Annotated in this window: 24 protein-coding genes; 9 read left to right on the top strand and 15 right to left on the bottom strand. The window is 33.7% G+C overall.

Annotated features, from left to right (window positions below; genetic code table 11):
* Positions 1-503: 503 nt before the first annotated feature.
* The 11 genes from VB264_RS23575 to VB264_RS23525 all read right to left on the bottom strand — a co-directional run bounded on the left by VB264_RS23575 (position 504) and on the right by VB264_RS23525 (position 11,614).
* Positions 504-1,514, bottom strand: coding sequence for a glycosyltransferase (locus VB264_RS23575; protein WP_323253630.1), 1,011 nt, complete (start codon positions 1,512-1,514; stop codon positions 504-506).
* Between the two features lie 27 nt (positions 1,515-1,541).
* Positions 1,542-2,192, bottom strand: coding sequence for a polysaccharide deacetylase family protein (locus VB264_RS23570; protein WP_323253628.1), 651 nt, complete (start codon positions 2,190-2,192; stop codon positions 1,542-1,544).
* Positions 2,193-2,320: 128 nt separating this feature from the next.
* A complete protein-coding gene (locus VB264_RS23565; RefSeq protein WP_309919106.1) occupies positions 2,321-2,968 on the bottom strand; it encodes a hypothetical protein in 648 nt (215 codons plus the stop codon).
* A gap of 187 nt (positions 2,969-3,155) precedes the next feature.
* Positions 3,156-4,103 carry a hypothetical protein gene (locus VB264_RS23560; protein WP_323253626.1) on the bottom strand — a complete coding sequence of 316 codons (948 nt, stop codon included), beginning with the start codon at positions 4,101-4,103 and terminating at the stop codon, positions 3,156-3,158.
* A gap of 39 nt (positions 4,104-4,142) precedes the next feature.
* Positions 4,143-5,039, bottom strand: a complete 897-nt coding sequence (locus tag VB264_RS23555) for a CsgG/HfaB family protein (protein WP_323253624.1) — start codon at positions 5,037-5,039, stop codon at positions 4,143-4,145.
* 17 nt (positions 5,040-5,056) lie between these two features.
* Positions 5,057-5,986, bottom strand: a complete 930-nt coding sequence (locus tag VB264_RS23550; RefSeq protein ID WP_323253622.1) for a DUF6175 family protein — start codon at positions 5,984-5,986, stop codon at positions 5,057-5,059.
* Positions 5,987-6,035: 49 nt separating this feature from the next.
* The gene (locus VB264_RS23545; RefSeq protein WP_309919096.1) at positions 6,036-6,500 is read right to left on the bottom strand and encodes a hypothetical protein; all 465 of its coding nucleotides are present in this window, start codon (positions 6,498-6,500) and stop codon (positions 6,036-6,038) included.
* A gap of 4 nt (positions 6,501-6,504) precedes the next feature.
* Positions 6,505-8,448 carry a tetratricopeptide repeat protein gene (locus VB264_RS23540; protein WP_323253619.1) on the bottom strand — a complete coding sequence of 648 codons (1,944 nt, stop codon included), beginning with the start codon at positions 8,446-8,448 and terminating at the stop codon, positions 6,505-6,507.
* A 168-nt stretch (positions 8,449-8,616) separates the two neighbouring features.
* Positions 8,617-9,414: a sialate O-acetylesterase gene (locus VB264_RS23535; protein ID WP_323253617.1), complete on the bottom strand. Its 798-nt coding sequence runs from the start codon at positions 9,412-9,414 to the stop codon at positions 8,617-8,619.
* Positions 9,415-9,474: 60 nt separating this feature from the next.
* On the bottom strand, positions 9,475-10,590 hold the full coding sequence (locus tag VB264_RS23530; protein ID WP_323253615.1) for a glycosyltransferase: 1,116 nt from the start codon (positions 10,588-10,590) through the stop codon (positions 9,475-9,477).
* Positions 10,591-10,621: 31 nt separating this feature from the next.
* Entirely contained in the window at positions 10,622-11,614 is a 993-nt protein-coding gene (locus VB264_RS23525) for a lysylphosphatidylglycerol synthase domain-containing protein (RefSeq protein ID WP_323253613.1), read from the bottom strand.
* Positions 11,615-11,653: 39 nt separating this feature from the next.
* Between VB264_RS23525 and ruvC the strand changes: the two genes are divergently transcribed.
* From ruvC to VB264_RS23505, 4 genes are all read left to right on the top strand, one after another.
* Complete coding sequence (gene ruvC, locus VB264_RS23520; protein WP_309919081.1) at positions 11,654-12,217, top strand: crossover junction endodeoxyribonuclease RuvC; 564 nt, start codon at positions 11,654-11,656, stop codon at positions 12,215-12,217.
* 149 nt (positions 12,218-12,366) lie between these two features.
* Positions 12,367-13,605 (top strand): hypothetical protein, encoded by a 1,239-nt coding sequence (locus VB264_RS23515; protein ID WP_323253610.1) that lies wholly within the window; start codon positions 12,367-12,369, stop codon positions 13,603-13,605.
* A gap of 163 nt (positions 13,606-13,768) precedes the next feature.
* Positions 13,769-13,984: a hypothetical protein gene (locus VB264_RS23510; RefSeq protein ID WP_309919075.1), complete on the top strand. Its 216-nt coding sequence runs from the start codon at positions 13,769-13,771 to the stop codon at positions 13,982-13,984.
* The gene (locus VB264_RS23505; RefSeq protein WP_323253607.1) at positions 13,974-14,312 is read left to right on the top strand and encodes a type II toxin-antitoxin system RelE/ParE family toxin; all 339 of its coding nucleotides are present in this window, start codon (positions 13,974-13,976) and stop codon (positions 14,310-14,312) included. Before VB264_RS23510 ends, VB264_RS23505 begins: the two co-directional genes overlap by 11 nt.
* Before the next feature lie 17 nt (positions 14,313-14,329).
* Here VB264_RS23505 and VB264_RS23500 read toward each other — a convergent pair whose 3' ends face one another.
* The 4 genes from VB264_RS23500 to VB264_RS23485 all read right to left on the bottom strand — a co-directional run bounded on the left by VB264_RS23500 (position 14,330) and on the right by VB264_RS23485 (position 19,930).
* Positions 14,330-15,082 carry an ABC transporter ATP-binding protein gene (locus tag VB264_RS23500; protein ID WP_309919069.1) on the bottom strand — a complete coding sequence of 251 codons (753 nt, stop codon included), beginning with the start codon at positions 15,080-15,082 and terminating at the stop codon, positions 14,330-14,332.
* 31 nt (positions 15,083-15,113) lie between these two features.
* Positions 15,114-17,324 (bottom strand): hypothetical protein, encoded by a 2,211-nt coding sequence (locus VB264_RS23495; protein ID WP_323253604.1) that lies wholly within the window; start codon positions 17,322-17,324, stop codon positions 15,114-15,116.
* A gap of 165 nt (positions 17,325-17,489) precedes the next feature.
* Positions 17,490-19,139 carry a hypothetical protein gene (locus tag VB264_RS23490; RefSeq protein ID WP_323253602.1) on the bottom strand — a complete coding sequence of 550 codons (1,650 nt, stop codon included), beginning with the start codon at positions 19,137-19,139 and terminating at the stop codon, positions 17,490-17,492.
* A gap of 2 nt (positions 19,140-19,141) precedes the next feature.
* The gene (locus VB264_RS23485; RefSeq protein WP_323253600.1) at positions 19,142-19,930 is read right to left on the bottom strand and encodes an ABC transporter ATP-binding protein; all 789 of its coding nucleotides are present in this window, start codon (positions 19,928-19,930) and stop codon (positions 19,142-19,144) included.
* A 138-nt stretch (positions 19,931-20,068) separates the two neighbouring features.
* Between VB264_RS23485 and VB264_RS23480 the strand changes: the two genes are divergently transcribed.
* From VB264_RS23480 to VB264_RS23465, 5 genes are all read left to right on the top strand, one after another.
* On the top strand, positions 20,069-21,568 hold the full coding sequence (locus VB264_RS23480; RefSeq protein ID WP_323253598.1) for a xylulokinase: 1,500 nt from the start codon (positions 20,069-20,071) through the stop codon (positions 21,566-21,568).
* A 131-nt stretch (positions 21,569-21,699) separates the two neighbouring features.
* Positions 21,700-21,861: a T9SS type A sorting domain-containing protein gene (locus VB264_RS25150; protein ID WP_407654671.1), complete on the top strand. Its 162-nt coding sequence runs from the start codon at positions 21,700-21,702 to the stop codon at positions 21,859-21,861.
* 16 nt (positions 21,862-21,877) lie between these two features.
* Entirely contained in the window at positions 21,878-22,669 is a 792-nt protein-coding gene (locus VB264_RS23475; protein WP_323253596.1) for an undecaprenyl-diphosphate phosphatase, read from the top strand.
* 2 nt (positions 22,670-22,671) lie between these two features.
* Entirely contained in the window at positions 22,672-23,382 is a 711-nt protein-coding gene (truB, locus tag VB264_RS23470; protein WP_323253594.1) for a tRNA pseudouridine(55) synthase TruB, read from the top strand.
* Between the two features lie 96 nt (positions 23,383-23,478).
* A complete protein-coding gene (locus tag VB264_RS23465; protein ID WP_323253592.1) occupies positions 23,479-24,417 on the top strand; it encodes a bifunctional riboflavin kinase/FAD synthetase in 939 nt (312 codons plus the stop codon).
* The last annotated feature ends 224 nt before the right edge of the window (positions 24,418-24,641 follow it).

Here is a 24,641-nt window from a genome sequence, read left to right as displayed (position 1 = left end):
ATGATTCACTAAAAATACGTCGTTGACGAATTTTTAAACTTGTACTTTTTTTAGAATCTGATTTCGATTTGCTCATAAATAAGTTGAAATTTATGTCAACCTATTTTAGGCAAGCACATTTGTTTTTGTAAAGAGCTTGTAATTTTATCACTAGCGGGGGAATTAATTCCTGACAATTACCAACATCTTTTAAAAATTTAAAATGATGATGTGACTATTGATAAAATTGGTTCAAATCGCCTTTCAAACCGAGCTTTGGTCACCTCATGTCACAGCCCGACTACGTGAAGCTCTTATTCCTAGCGAGGGACTTAAGTCCCTCGCTAGGAATAAACACCCTGATTATCAGTTATTTATATACTTGTGGATAATCAATAGGTCTTAAATCACCCCGCTAGTGATAAAATAGGACATTTATTTTCAAAACACAGGGCAACCTATTTTAGGCAAACACAAAACACAACTCAAAACTCATCACTCAAAACTCAAAAATAAGGACCTCCTCACTTATAAATTCTTCCTTTCCAATCTACCGCCACGGGTGAGTAATAAAATAGAATCATGGTTAATTGCCAACAATTTGCATAGATTTCATACAAAATTAAGTGTTTTATCAGGTGAAATCGCCTTAATTTCAAAATTGTTGGTAAAACTGTAAAACTTTGATTAAGCCATTTAATCAACCAAAGAATTCCTGCTAGTTTCCAAGAAAAGGATAAACCCACAATTAATAAAATTGGAAGTAATAGGGCTTGCAGAAAAAGTAGTGTCACAATCCACCACGGACATTGCAACGCTCCGACCATCCAGCGTTTTCTTTGATGAAGAAATTCTTTCAAATTAATCATCGGGAGGGTCTGATTAAACACTGCTCGATTAATCGTATTCTTAAAACCAAAACCTTTTTTGACTACTTCATGAAACAAAGCAAAGTCTTCAGTAATGGAAAAAGGAATTTTGGCATAACCACCAGTAGCTTCGTAAGCTTTGCGAGTGACGGCTGAATTATTGCCCAAACCTGTTAACGGAATTTTTAAATCAGCGGCTATTTTTAATAGTGTAAGCGCATGAAGCCAGTCGATAGACTGGAAATGATGCCACATATTAGTGCCTTTAATATCAGTAATTCCTACTTGATGTCCTATCAGTTCATTAGCTTCAAAATTAGCAATCATCCCTTCTACCCAATCAGGGTTTACGGTCACATCTGCGTCGCAAATCAAGAAATATTTACCCGTTGAATACTCGTATAAATTTGCTAATACATTCGCTTTACCACGTTGGTGATTAATTACCTTCTGAATATCAATAAGTTGAAAATGGGGTTTTTCTTTAATGAAACCTTCAACCAAAACTTTGGTTTGGTCTTCAGACTGATCATTGCCGATTAATACTTGCAGGTTTTCTATGAGATAATGGAGGTTTGCTATTGATTGAAGACATTTCAAAATAGTATTTTCTTCATTTCTGGCCGCAATCCAGACAGTTACATTTGGTCTTGAGGAAATCTTCATTCAGGAAAGGTAAATATGACATTCGTTTTATAATGCCTTAAAAGTAAAACCTTTTTCTGAGAAATGTGATAATACTCTTGGCAAAGCATAAGACATATTTTTATTGGCTTTGATACTATCGTGAAATAATATTATCGAACCACTTTCTGTATACCGTATCGTTTTCTGCAAGACTTTATCAGGTGATAAATCCTTAGAAAAGTCACCAGAAAGTACATCCCACATTACAATGTCGTGACTTGGTAAAATATCTTTTGCCTGACTTTTCTTGATACGTCCATAAGGTGGGCGAAACTTTTTCTTTGCTAGCACCGTGTTTTGTACCGAAGAATAATAGTCGTTTTTTTCAATAATGGTTTCGCATTCTTGAAAATTTTGGAAATAAAGTTCGTCCTCGGTCTTCCAGCCTTTTAAATGATTGAAGGTATGATTGCCAATAGAATGTCCTTGGGCTACAACTTTTTTAAATACCTCTGGATGTTTTTTGATATTATCACCAATACAAAAAAATGTAGCTTTCGCCTGAAATTTAGCTAACTCATCCAATACAAATTCTGTTACCTCAGGAATAGGACCATCGTCAAAAGTAAGATAAATTGCTTTTTCTGCATTCTTTACTTTCCAGACAAAATCTGGATAAAAAGCCCGCATCAAGAAATTGGTTTTATGGATAAACATGAGTTTGTTTATTAGTTGTCAAGCAGAATGTATGCAATTTAGGCATTTTATTGGTATTAGATAAAGTAAAATCCCTCCTAAATAGCTTACAAGCCTTTAAGAGGGATTTGCAACAATAAGTAGTAAAATTAATTCGCCGAGTTATAATCGGTAATCATTTTAATCAAATCAATATTTTTAATTACGCCTTCTTTTACTTCAGCATTATTATATTCTTTATCCTGATATTTTTTAGAGACAGTTGCATTATCATTTATTAAAGCTTGTAAATCATTTAATTTACTAAACGCACCAATCATTATCGCTTCGTTAGTAGCACTTTTGCGTAAAAAATAAGAGTAACTATAAAAGTTTCCAGACTTAGTTTCTCCATTTTCTATCACTGAAGACGAATAATAAATATACATATATAAATTGATTTTCCCTTTTAATAAAGGCTGCATAAATTTCAGGCTCTTTCCACCTTTCACATCATTAAAGTCAACCTTCTCAAATAATTTATCATTTATTTGAAACCCAATACATTCTTTAGGTACCGACCTCATAATTTTTGAGCCTCCCTTTTCTATATAAACTACATCTCCATAACCAATCTCACGAATTGAAGTGCGTATATAGGTATCAAAAATCACCTCAATCTTAGAGGCATCCTTATTGATAATAAATCCCGGTATTTTAGTCTCAGACCAATTTACTTCCTTAAACGGTGTTTGTGCTTTACTGGTAAAAACAAATAAAATTAACAGAATGCATAAAATTGTATTAATCTTTTTCATAATAATTTTAATATAGAAGCTGTTTAAACTTTCGTTTCTGAGGTAAAAGTATTGTATTTTTGAATTGATTTTTTCAAAATTTGCGAAGCATAGCATCGCTACGTTGAGTAAATTTTGGAACAAGCTATTCTAAAAGACTTAGTTTAACCCAAAAGGAAAAGTTTAAACAGCTTCATTAAGATGTAATTTAACGAGTAACATTTTGGTAATAGTAATGTGGAAGATTCATTGAGCGGCTAATCAAGAATTGACTCATCAAATCTAAACGACGCTTTTCTATCTCAGCAGAATCCATAAAGATTTTATTTAATAAATCCCATTTACGTTTATTATCTGCTTCAACTTGCCCGCTTGCTTGCTGAATTACCTGTAATGCCTCTGCCTTGCATGACGAAGATGGGTCAATCATAGCTATGATATTTAGTCCTTCTTCAAATTGACGATTCGCAATCTTTGCCTTCGCATTCAAAAGCATTTGATTACAATTTTGATTTTGATATAACTTAAATGCTTCTACTGCTTTAGTGTTTGCTTGTTGATAACAATCAACTTCAGAAGGAACGCTTAATAAACTAACCAAAGCCTCTTCGTATCTATTCATTTTCATCATTTGCTCAGCTTGAGTAATAATACTAGAACATCTTTGATTGTAATAAGTTATGGCTTTTTGCTTTGCTTTATCTAGAAACCCAACTACATTCGGTTCATCTAGTTTGGCATTCGAAATCATGTTGTTCAAAGCTAAATCATAAGTTTTCCCGCTCCCCTTCATTTTTTTTGTAATTGAAGAAAAGATTAACTTATTATCTAGCTGTTTTACATACAAACTTAAGTCTGCTTCAACGACCGTAATATTTTGTACCCCAGCATTCACAGTTTGCTGATTATACAATTTGATGACAGGATATAACACTAAGTTATTTTGAATATTTAATGAAGCAATTCCATTCTGAGTTAGTACATCTATTAAATTATCATGCAATCTTCGGAGGTGGGTATTACTAAGCCCCCCATCTACTTCCTCAGGCATTACTAAGGCAAAACTGATATTATTAGATTGTCCAAAACCTGTTAATAAAGAACTTAAGAACAATACAATAAAATGAACAAATGAATTACTAAAGTATCTTTTCATAGTGATAGATGCACTTTTAAATTTTAAACAAATTGAACATTATTTAACAAAAGCTTTCAGTACTATTCCTTTGTCTATCCTATCTTTTATTTCTATACCACCTTCCTTTACTTCACAAATAGCAAAATTTTCATCCTCCACTTTTATCACTTCTACTTTCCCAATTTCCTTTTTCCTGATTAATTCATTGCCATCTACAACAACTTTTAAAAATTCAATGATTGATAATTCTTTTCTTGTGCTAAGACCAATACCAGAACCTCCAGCTATTAATATTTTAACAGCACCTTTCTTTTTATGTGTTTCTTGAACTTCTACGACAGATACCATCGTGGGAAAAACTCTTTTTATCCAGTTTTTCAATCCACAACTTAGATTAGTCATAGCATTACGCAATGCTTCATCAGTAGAATTACCATTTCCAGCAACATCACATGATGAATTCATTAATTGTTTAAAGAAACCTCCTTCAACAGATGCGTTAGAAGAACCACGTCCAAACGTTTCTGCTTGAACTACTTCACTGGTTTCAACATCAATCAACTTAACAGACACCAAAATAGATGCTGAATACTGATATTTTTTAAATTCAACTGAATACGAACTTGTCGTAGCTACGCTTACTAACTGTCCTGTTACGATGTATTTTGCGCCTAATGTTTTACCTTGCTCTATTACTTTGCTATCAAGGAAATCTTCTGTTTTCTGAAGTTCCTGCTCGGCTTTAATAGCCTGAAGTTTTGTACGATCTACCACAGTGAATCTCCCTGCTTTCACAAATTCATTGGCTACAATTTCGTTGATTTGCTCAACATAGTTTTTCTCATGATAAGAAGGATATGTAAAATAGGTTATGCCGACAGTAATTTTTTCATTTTGAGCTACCAATGAAAATGTTGACAAAAACAATATTGAAAAAAGTATAATTTTATTCATAAGATATGCTAGACTTATTATTTGAATGTTATAAAGATGGTATTTCCTTTTATCAGTCGTTCAACTTTTAGTTTTTTGTCTGGTTTTTCTGAAGGAAACAACGTGTTACAAAATCTAAAAATATCAAGAGAATACCTTGTTGTAGTAAGCATTTTACCACTTGCATCTAATCTAGGTACTCTGATAACATCAAACAGTACTTTTAAATCTGTTACTCCCTGAATGTGATAATTTTTTGTATGTTCTGCAACCCATAATTCTAACGCATCTGAAAGTGGTAGCTTTTCGTTGGTTACTTCACTACTCATTTTTATATCAGCAGAAGCTGCTAAGTTAAACTCTAATGAAAGATATCGACCGTTTTCTATAATGTCAGTAAACTTTTGTTGCATCACATTCAGAAAATCTTCTATGACTGAGTCATTGGCTCTGGCAGCTAATTTCCCGATGTCTTGCGAGTAAAATTTACCTGAGAACCCTACTTTATTTGATAAAGTTGACGAGGTTGAGGCTTCATAAGAATTCAATATCAGTTTTACTTCATTCCCACTATTTGATTCGAGGAAGCTATATTCTACTTCCACACAAATATCAGCCCCAGACGATTGAATAATTTGAGTTTTCAAGTCACTTTGGGCTTCACTATTCAATACTTCATTCACTGCTAAATTTCTTACTTTCGACAAAAAGTCGATAGTAGAGTATCCTCTTTTATCAAAAGCCTCTTTCACTTTCGCCATTACTAACCTAGTATTCACATCATCTTCTACTAGCGTACGGATGTTTTGTCCTTCTTTAAAAAATGGGAAAACCATAATCGTTGGTCTTACAATTACATTTTTTTCTGAACTAGGCGTTTCATTTGTTTTAACATCAGTCTTATTCTGAGCAAAACCAGCCATAGCAACAAAACTTAGGAATATTATTAAGCTTATTTTTTTACACATAATCATCAGTGGAAAATTCTAGGGAATTAAACTTGGATATTTATTTTGATTAATATCCAAATTTTCTAATTACTTGATTTTGTTCCATGTAGCGTCTCAGTGCTGTATGGTTAACCGTAATGTTAAAATTAAGGACTCTGCCACCTCCCGTTACTCTTTGTTTTAGATATTCAAGCCTATCTACTCGAGTAATGAATTGATCATACTCTTTATTATTAAAGAATATTTTTAAAGCAGGATGGGTTTGCATTTCTGCTTTATTTTCAACCATTGGTAAACGATATGCCTCTGTAGAAGACGATGGAAGACCAACAAACAAAATGCTTTCAAACACTTTGGTTTTAGCATCTTGCTCTATTTCAGGAAGATTCTTGCCAATTCCAGCCACATGGACTCTTATTAATCCTGTGTTCTCTTCTGAAACAAAACTAACCTGATTGGCATTTGGTTGCCTAACGACACACGACGAGATAAAAATTGTGAACGCCGAAAAAATGCAGAACCATTTTAACATATTATTATTGAGTTTGTAATAGTTTTAAAACAAATGATGGGTAGTTGTTTTTGTTGATACTTTCTACTAATGCAGTATTAGTGGGTTCTTTAATCAAGTTTTTATCACTTTGAAAAAGAGGCGAATAAACACTAATTAATTGGTTAAAATCTCCTATTAATTCTTCAGATAATTTAGAACTTCCAGCTACAGCTTTTAACTTACTAAAGCCTTCTTTTGCTAATTCATAGGCCTGATTGTTACAATTCTCTTCCTTGAAAAATCCATAAGTGCCATAGTTCAACATTTTTTGTACCTCGGCCAGAGACATTAGTATATTCTTTTTATCCTGATTCTTGTTCAACACTAAGTCTAGACAATCATATGTCATATCTTTTAATATCTTATTAGGTTCAACCAGTAAGCTCTGCATTTTTACAGGGTTTGATGTAATCATAAGAGCTGCCATGACATCTTTAGATGTTAAATCACCATACACATTAAGCAATGATTTCATTTTGTTTGAAGATTGTTTATCAAGACTTCCTCCGACACTATTGAATTGCTTTTGAAAACTTTCTACTTGTGTTTTCATAAAAAGAGAGGAATTAATAGAACAACCATTAATACTTAACGATTTGCTAATTAATTGGTAATTCACTAACGATTCGTTCATACTAATTATCAAATCAGCAAGCGGCTTATCGAAAACTATAGCAGTTTTTTTACTACCAATTTTACCGATTATTCCACCGATGGCATTGACAGTCTTATCTAAATCTACCATGCCTGATCTAGCTACAGCCTGCTGAGAAACCGCTACATCTCTAGTGGCTTGTTCTTGAATTGCTTTATCTCGTAAGGCACCTAATCGTGTATTCTCTTCTTCTACTTGAAATGGCGTTAAAGGAGGTGCAACAGCATTAGTCACATCACGAACATAGTGAGCACTCTTTATTGAGCCAGACAATATTTTTTTCATTCTTTCACTATTCAATTTAATATCCTTAGCATCTGACTTATCGTAGTCATTAGCTACAAGCCCATCGCAACAACGAATAGCATTATCAAAGTCTTCTAACCAATAATAAATAGTTGCCATGTTAAACCATGCAGCATATCTTAATTTACGCTCAGGTTTTTCGTCTTTGGCATATTTCACTAGGATGCCCTCGAAATATTCAATGGCTGGTTTCACCTTCTCCAAGCTTAAAGGTCTTGCGCTGGTCATTTCATCCATTGCAGTTTTCACATCGCTACATACCTTTTTGAACTGTTCATTTTCGGGATGTTTAGGAGAATCTGTTGACCAAAGAACGTCATTATATGTACGAGGGACATAGCCTATTTCATAATTTAATCTCCCTTCAAAAGTTGAGAGTTTTTCAGATATAAAGCTTCCAAGCAAACCTCTTTTTATAGTTGTACCATTCTCTTTCCAATAGTTTTCTAAGGCGGTAGAAGTGCTATAAGATGACGACTCGTACGTTTTAGCGCTAGCTCCTTCAGTTAATGAACCATCTTTAACAATTACACCATTCAAATCGGTAATGGTATATTTCATCGGAACCAAATACTTGAAAGTCAATTTGTAAGAAATAGAAATTGTTTCTTTTCCATCCTTGTCTTTTGATTTATCCTCTTTCTTAACTACTTCAAGTTTACCCATATCATATCCATCAATTTGTACTTTGATAGATAGGTGTCCGCCCGTAGCAACTCTTTTAAAGCCACTTATCTTGAAATAAATAGATTCTAAATCACTTTCGCGATTTGTGTATCCAGCATCATTTAAATTAATACCATTCGCAATAAACTTTGTGGAAAAGGTAGTAAAATCCTCAGGAAACGGGTTGGTAGGAAGTTGAAGGTATGATACTTTGATAGGATATTTATCTAAATCAATTTTTTGGGCAGCTAGTAAATTTGAACAAAATAATAATACTAATAGGGAATAAAGTTTTCTCATGCGGGTAGTTTATTAATTAATAATGTATTTAGGGCAAAACTAAACGAAAAAAATGCAAAAAAAGTATACGTATGTACTTTTTTTAAAAAATATTATTTATTTATTTTTACTGAGGAATTATCTTTATTTAAGCATAAAAAGTTAACAAAATAATTACAATATAATTTTTCATTTTATCTTATCATTCTTCTTCTGCAACTTAATCATAGCCTTCCCAAAACGTTTTCCAGACATTTCAGCAGATGGAGCATCAAAGTGTATGGTATCACCTTTGTGAACTAATCCTTTTGAATAAACCAAAGCCGTATTAGAAATGGTAGAAGATATTGTTTTTAATACGTCATGATTAAATTGAACATATTCAGGTCTGTATTGTCCTAATTCGCCTAGAATAACGGGGAGTTTTGGATTATTTACCAATACTCTTATTGAATCTATCATTGTCTTGAATTTGACACCATAGTTTTCTGATTTTTTAGGACTAGCATCTGATTCTCCTTGCAACCAAATAATGCCTTTTATTACCCCATACTGCATGGCTTCTTTTATCCGACGAACTGCATCATCAAATGGATGTGTTTTTGTACTAGCATCATAAGCATTGGGTTTCCACAGATTGATTGATGTTCCGCCTACTGCGGTAGGTACGAGTCCAATCTTTTTAGTTTTACTAACCTCTAGCATTGTTAAAGCAAATTGTAATCCAGGGCCTACACCCACTATTTGGGGCTTATCAAAATGAAGTGGGTGCTTGGCAACAGCCCAAGTATTGTCTTTGGTTAATACAAATATATTTGGGTTAGCTTCTTTTTGATATTCCTCTGTTATTTTGCCCCTCCCAGCCATATTCGACTGTCCCATTAAAACATAAATATCAAAATTTGAATCCACTTGTTCAAGAACTTGCGCGAAAGTTTGTGTAACAAAAACAATAGTGACTACTATAAAGAAAGCTATCTTTTTCATCGTGAGTTTATTTAGCAAAATATTTTCATCCTATCTTTCAAAGCTCTACTTCAAGTTTTTCTACTGCAATTTTCTACCCTTCCAACGATACCCTTTCCCTTGTGCTAATAATCCAAAAAAGACTACATAAAATGGATAGATTAATTGCACAATTGGGATATAAATGATTTTATTTCGATACCCCAGAAACGTAATGACTAATGATAAAAAGAAAAACTCAGCGGAAAATTTCAAGAGCAAAATGCCTATACCCAAATATTCATTTATCAAATAATAAGCGATTAATACGCTAAGATTAGCCAAGAAAATAAAGATAGCCAAAGCCGACACCTGCCAATTATCATAATGTTTCCACTTGCTTGCCCAACGTCGTCTCTGTTGGTAAAAGTGAGATAAATCCTCTTGCGACGTGGTTCTTACTATTGCATCGACATCCATATTAAAAAATACTTTATCAGGGTATTTTTTGGCAATTTTATGCATCAAAAATTCATCATCTCCAGAAGCCACCATTTCATTGCCTGCAAAACCATTTACTTCTTCAAATACTTCTCGTGTATAAGCCAAGTTAGCGCCATTGCACATATTGGGCTTTTTCAGATACATCGCACAAGCTCCCGAGCCTATCAAACTAGCAAATTCTATGATTTGAATAGTGTTCCAGAAGGTATTTTTTTCTGTAAAGGTAACGGGTGAACTGATTAACTTAGCTTGTTTTGTTTCATAAAACTGCTGAATTGAACTGAGCCAATCACGTGATACAGAACAATCGCCATCAGTGGTAATTAATAATTCTCCCGAAGATATTTCTATACTCTTTTGAATGGCTCTCTTTTTGGGCGAAGCACTACTATCATTCAATAGGTTTAACACTTTGAGTTCGTAATAAGCGATTTCTTGAAATACTAATACGATATTTTCAGTGTCATCTGTTGAACCATCATTGGCAATAATTACTTCAAAGTTTTCAAATGGATAGGTCTGTTGATTCAGGTCTTGAAGTAACTGTAAAATATTATTGGCTTCGTTCCTTACAGGCACAATCACAGTGAGTTTGGTATCTCTCTGAACTGGAGGTATTTTATGTTTTGCCCTCATTTCTTTCCAAACAACAATCAACATCAGATTGAAAATAAAGTAAAAGGCAGTAATCATCAAGATGATAAATAACAGCATAATTATGTGGTTATTGGTTAATTGATAACAATCAACGAATCTTTGTTTTCAATACTAAAATACTTCCTACTAATACAGGAAACAAAATATTGATAAACCAAAGTACAAAAGTGGCGGTAATTATGGCCGCATGATTTACTTGGTAAAAACTAAAAAAGTAGATGGCTGAAAATTCTCGAATCCCTAAATCGCCTATAAAATTAATGGCTGGGACAATGGTTTTAACGAGAAAAATTAAACATGAGATTGTCCATAAATCTATTATATTCAACTTGACTTCAAAAATCAAAAGTACCAATACAAATTGTAGCGAGATAGTGAAATAACGCAATAGTCCCCATAGAAAAACCTTTCTTACCTCCTCGTTACTAAAATATTCTAGGATTTTCACACTATGTGCGAACTTTTTCAAATAAGGTATTTTTAATACAAAAAGATAAAATAAATGTCGTTTTAAGTAAGCAAAAAAGCCTAACAGCAAGCTCAGTATTAATACAAGTATTGTGATGCCATTGATGCCTGCAATAATTTGGTTATTAGTAATCAAAAAATACCCAAAAGATAAGGTGCCAAACAACAAAGAAATATAAAACTGAATGCCATTGCCCAAAAGAATAGCGCCTATGCTTTCTGCTCTTTTTTGTTGTTTAAACTTCCACATCCTTCCTGCATAATCTCCTAAGTTCGCTGGAGTAATAAATCCTAAAGACAACCCCATCAATACTCCCTTGAAGGCTTCTTTTAGCGAAATCTCCTCAACTTTCAGGGCTAGTTGTTGCCATTTCTTGGCTTCAAATCCCCAATTAAAAAAAATTAATAGTATTAATAAAAGCCCTTTCCATAGATTCTTTACAACAAAAGCTTTTTGGCATTCCAATAGCAAACTATCAATATTTTGCTGTTTCTGATCAAAAGCCTTGTATAGCATCCAGACAATCACGACGAAAAGCAATGTTTTGAACAATGAAAATAGTTTTTCAGATAAAATGCTTGTTTTAGGATTTGTTTCGTTGGTATTTTGCATGAAAAGATAAAGCAGAGACGGAAATTTTTGTGCTAAGAAATGGTAAATAATACAGAAAAAATAATTTTAGGCGTCGACCCAGGTACTCGTTTTATGGGTTATGGGGTGATATTGGTTCAACGCAATGAAATAAAAGTTTTACAATATGGCGTTATCAATGTTAGCAAATATAGCACGCAGGAAATTAAGTTAAAGAAAATATATGAACGAATCATCTCAGTGATTGAAGAATTCATGCCTGATGAGATGGCTATTGAAGCACCTTTTTTTGGAAAAAACGTACAATCAATGCTAAAATTAGGCAGAGCCCAAGGGGTAGTCATGGCAGCGGCACTTTCTCGTGAGATACCTATTGTAGAATATTCCCCTAAGACGGTAAAACAATCGGTAACGGGCAATGGTAATGCTTCCAAAGAACAAGTAGCCCACATGCTAGACCAGTTGCTAAAAATGAAACTAGATGCCAAAATGTTTGATGCTACCGATGCGTTGGGCATTGCAGTTTGCCATCACTTTCACGGTAATAGTATCATGGCAACGAACAAGGGTACCAAAAAAGGTTGGGGGGCATTCGTGAATGAAAATCCTGAAAGAATTAAATAGGATTTTATTAGCTACGAGCTTTGAGTGGTGAGCTTTGAGAGGTTCTCTACGAAGACTTAAAGTTTTGACATACAGCACTTTATTTTACACGTATAACTTAAAATATTTTAGCTTTATTTAATTTGAATAATCTCAAACTTACTTAATAGATGAAAACTTTTGCTCTACAGCTCTTTACTGTGTTTTTATTGTGTTTATTAAGGCTTAATGTTCTTGATGCTCAAATCTCCAATAAACAAGGTATCAGTACTATTAATATTCATCCTTCGGCTACGTTATTTACCTTTGGGCTACCACAAAGCAATAATATCACAAACGGCTATCAGCAAGGAGCATTTTCTTATACACCTTTTCCGTTTACTGCCCTACATATCAATTCTAGCGTTAATAAAGACGGCAAAACAACACTGTATGGATTGATTGGTTCTTTTGATTTGGGCATTAATTATACCAAGCTTTTACACAATAATAGAATTTTCAAAACCGAAATTGGTGCATATTATACGTGCGCTCCAAGTAGCTATTCGATTAAAGACCCCTATCATTTCGTCATAAATAACAAAGAATCAAGTATTTGGCAAAACACCCTTAGTTATTCTGGTTTTTCTGCAAGCTTGACATATACCTCTAAGTCGAGAGGAAGAAGGGCGCTCGGAGAAGTAAGAAATTATTTGGAAGTAGGTGCCAGAACGATGAATTTCCTCAGCCAGTCTGCCAAAGAAAGTGAAGATTGGGTGGCTAATGGACAAGGATTTAGGATAGAAAGTAAGGTTGTCAATCAGCAATCAAACATGGTTTTCTTTGAAATTGGTAAAACTTATTGGCGACCTGCCAATGATATGCGTTCGTTGAATATGGGCATCAGAGTGGGTATTCCCTTACAACATCTGGTATCGAATACTTATTCGGGCATTACTAATAATCAAGTGGTCGCTTCAACTTCAGCCTTAGAAAGTGGTGCCTACATCGGGTTTCAAATTTCTTATAACCTGCCTATCAAAACTATCTCAAAACCATATCTAGGTAGGAAAGCTGATAAAATTTACTGCGAAATGGAGAGAAAAGTAAAAATAAAGCATCATTTTAAAGTAGGTAATGAACTATTAAACATCGAACTTTTTGACCATGAAAACGAAGATGGTGACATCGTTTCGGTTTGTTTCAATGGTCAATACATCCTTGAAAAACATTTACTTACGAAGCAATCTAAGATTGTGACTTTGAGAATCAACCCTAACCAGAAAAATATCTTAACAGTTTTTGCCAATAATACGGGTAGCGAAGGAGCCAATACTACCGCCATTCGATTTACTGTTAATGGTAAAAAAGAAGAGATTATTCTATATGCCGACAAGAAAGAATCTGAAGGTATTTCATTTGAGTTATGATATAAAGTTGATTGAATTTTGTCCTTTCTTTCTGCTCCTTCATTGCTAGTCAATCTATAAAATACCGTTGAGTTTTAAAATTATTGTTTATTTTTGTTATAATGATATTCAACCTTTATAAATACATTATTTTTAAAACCAAATCAGGTACTTACCGAACAATATGAACTTACAATATTTAGCTGACCATACAGGCAGTATTACGGGTGTTTTCATTCCAATCCAAGAATGGGATATCATTCGTGAAAAGTTACATTTGCCTGACGAATCAAAAGCTTTGCATAGACAAGAATTATTGGAAGCATTTGAGGAAGTAAAACTCATTAGAGAAGGGAAAATTTCAAAACCAAACTTAACTGATTTTTTAAATGAGCTTTGAGATAATTCCTATTCTACCTTTTCAAAGACAGGCAAAAAGGCTTATTAAGAAATTCCCATCTCTCAAAAATGAATTAATAAGTTTTATAGAAAGCTTAAAAGATAACCCTCAACAAGGTACTCCATTAGGTAATGATTGTTATAAAATTAGACTTTCAATTGCTAGTAAAAACAAAGGGAAATCTGGTGGAGCAAGAGTTCTTACTTGTGTATATGTAGCTGACAAGCAACTATATTTACTTTCCATTTATGATAAGTCGGAACGATCATCTCTGAATGATAATGAAATCAAAGAGCTTATTAAAATAGTACAAGATATTAAAGAGTGAACGTATTCTATAATCCCTTACAAAACATACCGCTCCTGAAAAACTTTGATAGGCTCAATGGCACTCTGAACAAAATGTTTGATGTACTCATCAGTTTGTTCATCATATATATTTTGTGGCGTGTCTATCTTCAAGATTTTACCTTGATGCATAATCGCAATTTTATCCGCTACCAAAAAAGCATCTAATAAGTCGTGCGTTACTAATACGCAAGCAATCAGCTCTTTTTTGATAATCTCAACAATTTTTGACCGCAATTTTGTCCGATTAATCGAGTCTAAATTGCTAAAAGGTTCGTCTAATAGCAAAGCTAAGGGTTCTTCAGCAATAGCACGCGCAATAGCAGTTCTTTGCTTTTCTCCGCCCGAAACTTCCCTTGGTTTTTTATCTTTTACCGCTGTAATACCACAAAGTTCTAATAATTCTTTCACTCTTTCTTTCCGATATTCAGGGGTATAATGAGTAAGAGCAAGGTCTATATTTTCCCAAATTTTGTGTTCAGGTTTTAATCTATAATCTTGCGGAACTAGCTTAATATTAGGGAAGTCTCTGATTAATCTATTAAAATATAAATTGAGTGCCTCGTTATTTAACCATAATTTTCCTTCATCAGGCATTATATTCCCTGAAATGATATTTAAAAAAGTAGTTTTTCCCGAACCGCTCTCTCCTACAATTGCTAAAATTTCACCTGCTTGTACTTCTACTGAAACATTATCGACAACTGTTTTATCATCATATTTTTTAACTATATTTTCTAGTTTTAACATCCTTTATTCCACAAGATTTACCTAAAGTAAATCATTTAAATTTGTATTCTTCCCAATAATACGCTTTTGCTGAAGGCTTTGACAATTCTATCAAAAAGTAGTCTTGCAGGCGATATATCTTTTTAATATCGTTGTCTGAAATGGCTAGTTTTTTCGGAGAAACTGTTGAAATAATATAACGATAAGGCTTATTTTGATTATAAACATCCTTTATTTCCTTAGAATAATAAATGTATTCAAAGGTATTCTTTCCTTGATTAGTTTGAGGGAGTTTCCAAAAAGGATAAACCAACATCGTATGACTTTTGTAGACTATACCAATGGTTTTATCTCCTCCGTTCTTATCTAGTATCTCAGCAATTTTAACTAAGTCATTATTTTGAGATACATTCCCAAAGAAATACTTATCAAATCTAGTTCCTGTAAAAACAGTCAGCATGTCTTCATGATAGAATCCAGCATCTGCCAATATCTGGTTGATGGTTATTTTAGTTGAATAACTTTGACCTCCATCCAATGTCCAAACCTTATTATCTTTGGTATGGTAAAATTTTAAAATAACTGGGTTTTTCAGTATTGCAGGAATATGATTATCGAGCTCTATTGGTACATAACCCAACGTTTTTTTCACTAGATACCTTACTGGTAATATTGTTTTTTTAGGATTTACATATACATAGGGTAAAGCCAATAACACTAATAGGAATACACTACTCCGATAGAGAACGGTAGATTTCAGGAAATTTCTGAATAATAATACTAAAAATGGAGCAGAAGCTAAGAAAAATGAAATTTGAGTTCTTGAATGAAACCATTGCCATTTGAAAATAGCAGAATAAATAAGAAGTCCTACAAATAATAGGATAGCATAAGAAACCATTACACCATAATACTTCTGAGATTTCTGGAACGATTTTCTAAAAAAACTCAAGCCTAACAATACAAAGCCAAAGGTGATTATCCAAAAATGAAAAAAGTTTCCTGAACGATCTTCTGTCAAGGTAAACACCGCTTGATATTCACCTAATGAACTGTTTAGATCTCCAGACGAATAATGCAAAAGTTCATGTGCTTTCTCAACGATATTTTTGATTTGCTGATTATAACTAGTAATAGGTAGCCCTAAATGTATCCCAGCATTTTTTATCATGGTAGATAATGTTGCCTCTATAGAAATATGTTCTACAGTGTAAGCATTACCAGCATAAAACGTTGATGTAGGCAATGGCGACAAAATACTGCCAAATGTTTGATAGTTTCGGTAAAAAAAAGGAAAAAATACCAAACAGAATAGAAAAACAGCAAACAACCCAACTTTTATAGCACTAAATAAACCTACGTTCTTGATAATACTAATGGTTAACCATACACAAAATGGAACAGCAAATAGGAAAGCGGTATATTTAGTAAATCCGCCTAAAATAATTGATGCAACACACCAAAAAATCAATGACCATTCTAATTTTTTATGCTGAATTAATAGTAGACAAAAATATAGGAAGTTTAAAAAGAAATATGCTGACAGATAATCATTTTGAGTTGTAGTGCTTTCTAGAATACCTATCGGTAAAGTAATACAAAAAATAAAGACAAAGACTTTGCTTCTTAAATCAACACCAAAAATGCCTGTTATTAAAACCACTGTCAAGGCACTTCCCAACATCGAAAAGTATTGAATTACATTAACAAACAAATCGGAATCACTTAATAAAATGGTCGTAAGCAACCAGTATTCCGACAAGACATTATAAAAAAGTTGAAATTGAAATTGGGTCTGATAAAACTTTACATTCTTATTTTGTATCCAAAACTGTACTCTCGTAAGATGATAAGTCATAGAGTCCATATTGTTTGGAGGACAATATATACTTAAAAAAAGTAATGGGATTAGAATCAATACTATAGCAGCATACAAAATCACTTTACTTTCTTTGTCTCTAACCCTAAAAAGGTCATTAAACGTAACAATATATTTCTTAAACTGCTGTTGAAAAATATTAAGCGAATAAACCCTAAAGACCAATAAAATAGCTAAAACTAACCAAGCTATTTTAAAAAATTGAGGAGTAAGAATATCAAAAAATGAAGCTACTTCAACACTTAAAATTACAAAAGCGGAAAGTAAAATTACCGATTTCAAAATCGGCAAAAACAATGACTCTATTCTGCTAGTAGTGGAGGAAGTATTGTAGTTTAAAAAAGTTAGCAATAAAAAACAAATAACTAGTAATAGTATAGGCATTGGTTATAAATTATTTGATGTGGTAAGCATTTTGAAACCTCTTTCATAAGAAAGTTCTCAAAATTACAGAAAAACTCATCAAAGAATTCTAAATCAATGCCTTTTAAATCTGATATTATTTCCGAAATGTTTGTCTATGTTACATTTCACTTCAATTTGTTTCGTTTAAAGACCATCCTTAATTCTTTCCCAACTGATTTTTCGGTATTCTTTCAACAAAAGTAAAGCAATGATTAACAAGATGGGTGTTAATGCTATTAGCCCATAAGTCGTTTTTGCAATGAAAAAATGTAAAAAGCCTAAGATTGGTGCCACAAAAAACAAGAATAAAAACTTCATCCATTGACTCCCTTTTACCTTTCCATTCACCACTTCAATTGAAAATGGTAATGAAAAATCGCCTCCAAACACATTTAAACTAATAAAGAGCAGCGTACTTGCCATAGCAAAAAGAATATCATCAATCATGCCAAAGCCAGACTTATAAATCACGACAGCACCAATAATAATATATACGGGAATGCCGACTTTCACTAAAACAGCTTTTAGACCTCCCAACAAAATCTCTCCTGGCTGAACCAGTGGAGCTACTCGATATGCCCAAGCAGCCTTCCAATCATCAGAAATATAGATTTGCTGTGAAAAAATCCAGATAATAAACATGGCATAATATAATACCATCAATACATTAAAAGCTTCTTTGTCAGTTTGAGTAAAAAAATTGTACATAAAATAAATCAACATCCCAAAAATCGGATAGGCACGCACTTTAAACTTTCGGTCGCGTGCAGTAATAATCCAGACTAATTCAAAAGCTGATTTTTCTAAGGTAGTTTTCGTAAAAACTTTTGAAAGTACATGCAACAAATTGTTTTTGGGAGCAGCCTTTTGTCGCTCATCCTCGATGATTGATGGCGTGCCTAAACCAGACAAACTTTTGGCAAATAGTGGCGACAAATAATTATTCATAATATACAAAGCCGCAAAAGGAACTATCAGGACCAAGACCGAGAAAATGATATAAGGCAACTCGAAGTGCTTTTCAATAAAAGCCTCCATTACGCCTGCAAACCACGCTGGAGGGGTTATGTAGTGCCACCATTTAATGACAATTTCTTGGGTCGATGTACCGATTAGCTTATCAGTTCGTGCGATAAACTGATACCCTACCGCCAAGAATACTGAAAAGGCAATTTGCGCATACCCAATAATATCTTTTAGTTTTTCTTCAGATACTACTTTGGTAAGCAATAAATATAGAATACTTGTTAGAAAAATAGTTATCAAGCATAGTAGAACGACACAGCCTACAAAAAGCACCCCCGCCTGCCAACCGAATTTATAGGCCGTAAAGATGATTGACCCAAAGGAATTGGCTAAGGTTAATGCTCCTAAAAAAACAATGATATGAATTAAACGAGCCATCCAAATCACTTTGCCATCCACTGGCCTTGGTAATAGAATAACATTATCGCTTGTATCAAAAAGTACTTCGGCAAAATCTGAAATCATATTAAAAGCCACCATAAACATGATGAAAGCAAAACTCAGCATCATTACTAAATATACTGGCTGTTTAATAAAAAGTATCATTAAACCATATAGCAAGCTAAAAAATGCTTGAAGCAATAATGATTTCAAGAACGTATTGCTTTGCTCCTTTTTTTGCTGTTGGTTTCTTTGTAATCCATGCGACCTACGATTTTCAGCAATAAGCTTTACCTCCACAATGGCTCTTAAAGTAGGGTAATCAACAGACAACCATTTAAAAAGCCATTGGAGTTTATCGAGAATGCGAAGAATAAACTTTGTCATAATTATTGAGAGGATAAAGCTTGAATAAAATCATCAGCACGGGTTTGGTTTTCTTCATTAGCGCCTGTCAAGCTACCAAAGACACTTTCTAATGAAAGCTTAGAACCCTGAGCTTTTAAATCTTGAAAAGTACCATTAGCTACCACTTCGCCTTTATTGATAATCACGATACGGTCGGATAGTTTTTCAACAACATCCATAATATGTGAAGAATATAGAATAGTCTTACCAGCTTCTTTTAATTTTGCCAAAATCTCTTTCACCAAAATTACAGCGTTGGCATCCAGTCCAGAAAGAGGTTCATCTAAGAAAATAATTTCAGGATTATGAATTAAGCCCGAAATCAACAATACTTTTTGGCGCATTCCTTTTGAAAAAGTACTCATTCTTGTATCTACCACATCACTCAGTCCAAACAAACCAAGTAATTCTTTGGCACGTTTTTCTATCTGCGCATCTTCAAGGTGATATAATCTACCTATAAAAAGCAAATACTCCATCGGTGTTAAAACTTCATAAAGCATCGCATTTTCGGGTACGTAGCCAATGCGTTTTTTGACTTCCATGGCATCTTTAGTAACGTCATAGCCCAGAATAGACACTTCGCCCGAAAAATCTCCCAGTATGCCAATCAAAATTTTTAGCGTAGTACTTTTTCCAGCACCATTTGGCCCGATATAACCAATGATTTCGCCTTTATAAATGTCAAGATTAATACCTTTTAATACCTGTTGATCGCCATAGCTCTTCTGTAGGTTCTTTATTGAAATTACTGGTGAGCGTTCTTCCATTTTTTGTTTTGGTTTAATTTTTGGTTAAAAATAAAATATAACTAGAACAGTATAGAACATTTATATTTTTTTCTATATTTTTGTGTAAGGTAATCAAAAAAAATTACCCAATAATCTCAATAAATACAAACTTCGACTATGTTACTTTTAGGCTTAGATTTAGGTACCTCATCCATTAAAGCATCTGTTGTAGATGGTTCAACAGGCAAATTAGTTGCCTCAGCACAATATCCTGATACAGAAAATACGATTTCTTCTCCGCATGATGGCTGGGCGGAACAAGACCCTGAAATGTGGTGGACCTGTGTTCAATTAGCAATCCAAAGATGTAATTCATCTGGTAAATATAATCCTAAAGATATTCAAGCGGTCGGTATAGCGTATCAAATGCATGGATTGGTCGTTGTTGATAGAAACCTGAATGTTTTAAGACCATCAATTATCTGGTGCGATAGCCGTGCTGTCGAAATAGGCAATAAAGCTTTTGATAAAATTGGTCATGAAAAAAGTTTGGCTAGTTTACTTAATTCTCCAGGAAACTTTACTGCTTCTAAATTGGCTTGGGTCAAAGAAAATGAACCGAGAATATATGGCTCAATTTATAAAATTATGCTTCCGGGTGATTTTATTGCGATGAAACTTACAGGGGAAATCACTACGTCAAACTCTGCCCTTTCAGAAGGTATCTTTTGGGATTTCCAAACAAATGGCGTTTCAGAAGACGTGATGAAATGTTATGGTTTTCCTTCAACTATTTTACCTGATATTCGTCCCTTATTTTCAAATCATGGTGAGATAAAAAGTTCTGTTGCTGACACTTTAGGCTTACAAGCGGGTATTCCTGTGACTTATAAAGCGGGCGACCAACCTAATAATGCTCTCTCATTGAATGTATTAGACCCCGGAGAAGTAGCCGCAACAGCAGGAACATCGGGCGTAATTTATTCTGTTTCAGACAAAGTAAGCTATGACCCAAAATCAAGGGTAAATACTTTTGCCCATGTAAACCATGAATTGAACGGTGCCAATCGATTAGGGACGCTTTTGTGTATCAATGGTACGGGTATTCTGAACCGTTGGGTTCGTGATAACGTAGCTAGTGGATTAAGTTATCAGGCAATGAATTCCCTTGCTGCTGGTGTTAGTGAAGGAGCCGATGGACTCAGAGTTTTACCTTTTGGAAATGGTGCTGAAAGAGTATTAGAAAATAAGGTAATTGGTGCTACTTTTCAACGTTTGAATCTTAATGCGCACACCAATGCACACATTATTCGTGCTGCCCAAGAAGGTATTGCCTATTCTTTGAAATACGGCATGGATATTATGGCAGAAAATGGCACATCTCCTTCTGTTATTAGAGCAGGCAAGGCTAATATGTTTTTAAGTGAGGTTTTCTCGCAATCATTAGTGAATGTTACAGGCGTTGCCGTTGAATTATACGATACTGATGGTGCAAAAGGCGCTGCATTGGGCTCAGGTATCGGAGTAAAATATTTTGCTCAACCTAAGGATGCCTTCGTGAATATGGAAAAAATTGGGGTGATTGAACCTGATACTTCAAAAGCTAGTGCTTACAAAGAAATATATCAAGACTGGAAAAGTATTCTAGATAATCAGTTAAGTATCAAAAACGATTAGAATATTCTACTGGCTAAAAAAAACACTTCATTACGCTATGATTAATAGCATAATGAAGTGTTTTTTTTAAGCGATACTTGGTCAGCATTCCTTCTGTATTTTATAATATCCTAACTATTTAATAGCTTAACATTGTATCAATCTTAGATTTTTTAGGAAATAAAGTATTTGAAAAAACTATATCGAATCAAAATTTATTTTCTTTGGATTTATCGACCCTGAAAAAAGGGCTTTATCTTGTGATAATCAACAATAATCAAGAGATTTACAGTAGTAAATTTATTTTAGAATAACATACCCCTTAAATCAATGTCAACAATTCAAGCAATTATTCTTGCTATTATCGAAGGTTTAACAGAGTTTCTTCCAATTTCTTCTACAGGACACATGGTATTGATGAGTTCTTACTTAGGTATTGAAAATGACAAATTCACCAAACTTTTTGAAGTTTGCATCCAATTGGGAGCTATTTTAGCAGTTGTGGTGTTGTACTGGAAAAAGTTTTTTGATTTTTCAAAATGGCAGTTTTATGTAAAGCTTGCTTTAGCAGTTATTCCTGCATTGATTTTCGGAAAACTATTTGACGATTTGATTGATGAGCATTTAGGAAACCCTATTTTCATTGCGACTGTATTGTTGGTTGGTGGTATTATTTTATTATTTGTAGATAATTGGTTCAAAAATCCAATCATTAACGAAGAAACAGATATTACGAATGTTACGGCTATCAAAATTGGAGCGTACCAATGTTTGGCCATTATGTTTCCGGGCTTGAGCAGAAGTGCTGCTACAATATTGGGTGGGATGCAACAAAAATTAAGCAGAGGATTAGCTGCTGAATTTTCTTTTTTCTTGGCAGTACCCACGATGGCAGCCGCGACGGGTTATAAATTATTGAAATTTATCTCAGAAGAGGGAAGTATTTCAGAAGAACAAGTTAAACTTTTAGGTATCGGTAATCTTGTAGCATTTATCGTTGCTGTTTTAGCTATCAAATTTTTTATCACAGTATTAAATAAATACGGCTTTAAATATTTCGGTATTTATCGCATCATTGTCGGAATCGTCATCCTAGTTTTGGCGGCTACTGGCTCTCATTAAAAATGACTCAAGAAACTATAAAATTGAACCCAAATCAGACCTCTCCAGACCCTGGAGAGGTTTTATTGATTGATAAACCCCTTACTTGGACTTCTTTTGACGTTGTAAAGAAATTAAAATTTGCTGGTCGTTTTAAAAAAATTGGACATGCAGGTACGCTTGACCCACTGGCTACAGGCTTATTAATTCTTTGTACAGGCAAAATGACCAAGCAAATTGATTCTTTTCAGGCACAACAAAAAGAGTATTCTGGCACTTTTGTGTTAGGAAAAACAACTCCTTCTATCGACTTGGAAACGGAGTTTGACGAAGAATTTCCTATTGACCATATTAACGAAGCGGTACTTCAAGAAGCATTGAGTAAATTTCAAGGGAAAATTTTACAAATACCTCCTATTTACTCAGCCATACAGGTAAATGGCAAAAGACTGTACGAATTAGCCCGAAAAGGAAAAACGGATGCTGATGTTGAGATTAAATCAAGAGAAGTAGAAATTTCAAAGTTTGAGATTGACAGTAGTAATTTTCCTGAAATTAAATTTTCAATCGTTTGTTCAAAGGGCACGTATATCAGAAGTTTAGTAAGAGATTTCGGGACGGCTTGCCAATCTGGAGCTTATTTAAGTTCGCTTAGGAGGGAAAAAATTGGTGAGTTTGATGTAAAAAATGCACTTACCATTCAAGAGTTTATTGAACAAAGGAAAATTGATTAATTATTGGTAATTAGGTTTTTAGTATTAATGTAAAGAATAAAACTCTGTTGGCAATCCTATCAATAAAAAGGACTTATAACTGAGCTAATATAAAAAATGCAAGTTTATCACGGAATACAAGAATTCAAGAAATTAGAGAATGCAGTTGTAACAAGTGGCACATTTGATGGTGTACATCTGGGACATCAAAAAATATTAAATCGCTTGAATGAAGTTGCTTTGCTAACGCTAGGAGAAAGTGTGGTTATTACTTTTTATCCTCATCCACGCAGTGTGATTTCTTCGGATACCCAAGCTATCAAACTACTTTCAACCCTCGACGAGAAGATTGAACTCTTGGAACAAAATGGCGTACAACACCTTTTGATTATTCCTTTTACCAGAGAGTTTTCTGAACTTTCCTCAGAGGAATTCATCCAAAAGATTCTTATTGATACAATTGGCACCAAAACGCTTGTAATTGGCTATGACCATCGTTTCGGTAGAAATCGTGAAGGTGGTTTTGATTATTTAAAAACCAATGCTTCAAGATATGGCTTTTCTATTGAAGAAATAGCTCGTCAGGATATTGAGAATGTAGGTGTAAGTTCTTCAAAAATCAGAAAAGCATTATCGGAAGGCAATGTTCAGTCGGCAGACCATCTATTGGGTAGGAATTATGCTATTACAGGACTTATCGTTAAAGGTAAACAACTGGGTAGAACCATTGGTTTTCCGACAGCCAATATCCAAGTAAGAGAAATTGCCAAGCTGATACCCACTGATGGCGTGTATGCTGTAAAAGTGCATTACAATAATGAAACTTTTGGAGGAATGCTAAACATTGGTAATCGCCCAACAGTTGATGGAACATATCAGACTATAGAAGTTAATATTTTTGATTTTAGCAAAGAAATTTACGGAGAAATACTAACAGTAGAGTTTATTACAAAAGTAAGAAACGAACAGAAATTTAGCGGATTAGAAGCCTTGAAAGCTCAAATAGCTATAGACCAAGAAGTAATTAAAGAAATATTACAGCGTGCTGACAATTGATTATGGAATAGATTTTCATCTATAATCTATTGAGAAGTAATATATAGTGGAAAGAACAATAACCCCTGTTGCTTTAAATCCTATTATTTCGTTTACAAACAAACTCGGCTTCCCTTTAGTAATATAATTATTTGATTATCAATACATTATAAATAAAATAACCCCGAAAAAGTGTCAATATTGGCAATTTTCAGGGTTTTTCTGTATTTTGTTTCTGCTAAAAA

The sequence above is a fragment of the Arcicella aquatica genome, from assembly GCF_034928825.1.
In the GTDB taxonomy this organism is placed as follows: domain Bacteria; phylum Bacteroidota; class Bacteroidia; order Cytophagales; family Spirosomataceae; genus Arcicella; species Arcicella aquatica.
The sequence above is the reverse complement of the archived record's forward strand: the minus strand, read 5'-3'. Positions and strand labels throughout refer to the sequence as shown.

Coding starts and splice junctions, on each gene's coding strand:
- VB264_RS23575 (WP_323253630.1), bottom strand. CDS start 1,514: ATGAAGATTTCCTCAAGACCAAATGTAACTGTCTGGATTGCGGCCAGA.
- VB264_RS23570 (WP_323253628.1), bottom strand. CDS start 2,192: ATGTTTATCCATAAAACCAATTTCTTGATGCGGGCTTTTTATCCAGAT.
- VB264_RS23565 (WP_309919106.1), bottom strand. CDS start 2,968: ATGAAAAAGATTAATACAATTTTATGCATTCTGTTAATTTTATTTGTT.
- VB264_RS23560 (WP_323253626.1), bottom strand. CDS start 4,103: ATGAAAAGATACTTTAGTAATTCATTTGTTCATTTTATTGTATTGTTC.
- VB264_RS23555 (WP_323253624.1), bottom strand. CDS start 5,039: ATGAATAAAATTATACTTTTTTCAATATTGTTTTTGTCAACATTTTCA.
- VB264_RS23550 (WP_323253622.1), bottom strand. CDS start 5,986: ATGTGTAAAAAAATAAGCTTAATAATATTCCTAAGTTTTGTTGCTATG.
- VB264_RS23545 (WP_309919096.1), bottom strand. CDS start 6,500: ATGTTAAAATGGTTCTGCATTTTTTCGGCGTTCACAATTTTTATCTCG.
- VB264_RS23540 (WP_323253619.1), bottom strand. CDS start 8,448: ATGAGAAAACTTTATTCCCTATTAGTATTATTATTTTGTTCAAATTTA.
- VB264_RS23535 (WP_323253617.1), bottom strand. CDS start 9,414: ATGAAAAAGATAGCTTTCTTTATAGTAGTCACTATTGTTTTTGTTACA.
- VB264_RS23530 (WP_323253615.1), bottom strand. CDS start 10,590: ATGCTGTTATTTATCATCTTGATGATTACTGCCTTTTACTTTATTTTC.
- VB264_RS23525 (WP_323253613.1), bottom strand. CDS start 11,614: ATGCAAAATACCAACGAAACAAATCCTAAAACAAGCATTTTATCTGAA.
- ruvC (WP_309919081.1), top strand. CDS start 11,654: ATGGTAAATAATACAGAAAAAATAATTTTAGGCGTCGACCCAGGTACT.
- VB264_RS23515 (WP_323253610.1), top strand. CDS start 12,367: ATGAAAACTTTTGCTCTACAGCTCTTTACTGTGTTTTTATTGTGTTTA.
- VB264_RS23510 (WP_309919075.1), top strand. CDS start 13,769: ATGAACTTACAATATTTAGCTGACCATACAGGCAGTATTACGGGTGTT.
- VB264_RS23505 (WP_323253607.1), top strand. CDS start 13,974: ATGAGCTTTGAGATAATTCCTATTCTACCTTTTCAAAGACAGGCAAAA.
- VB264_RS23500 (WP_309919069.1), bottom strand. CDS start 15,082: ATGTTAAAACTAGAAAATATAGTTAAAAAATATGATGATAAAACAGTT.
- VB264_RS23495 (WP_323253604.1), bottom strand. CDS start 17,324: ATGCCTATACTATTACTAGTTATTTGTTTTTTATTGCTAACTTTTTTA.
- VB264_RS23490 (WP_323253602.1), bottom strand. CDS start 19,139: ATGACAAAGTTTATTCTTCGCATTCTCGATAAACTCCAATGGCTTTTT.
- VB264_RS23485 (WP_323253600.1), bottom strand. CDS start 19,930: ATGGAAGAACGCTCACCAGTAATTTCAATAAAGAACCTACAGAAGAGC.
- VB264_RS23480 (WP_323253598.1), top strand. CDS start 20,069: ATGTTACTTTTAGGCTTAGATTTAGGTACCTCATCCATTAAAGCATCT.
- VB264_RS23475 (WP_323253596.1), top strand. CDS start 21,878: ATGTCAACAATTCAAGCAATTATTCTTGCTATTATCGAAGGTTTAACA.
- truB (WP_323253594.1), top strand. CDS start 22,672: ATGACTCAAGAAACTATAAAATTGAACCCAAATCAGACCTCTCCAGAC.
- VB264_RS23465 (WP_323253592.1), top strand. CDS start 23,479: ATGCAAGTTTATCACGGAATACAAGAATTCAAGAAATTAGAGAATGCA.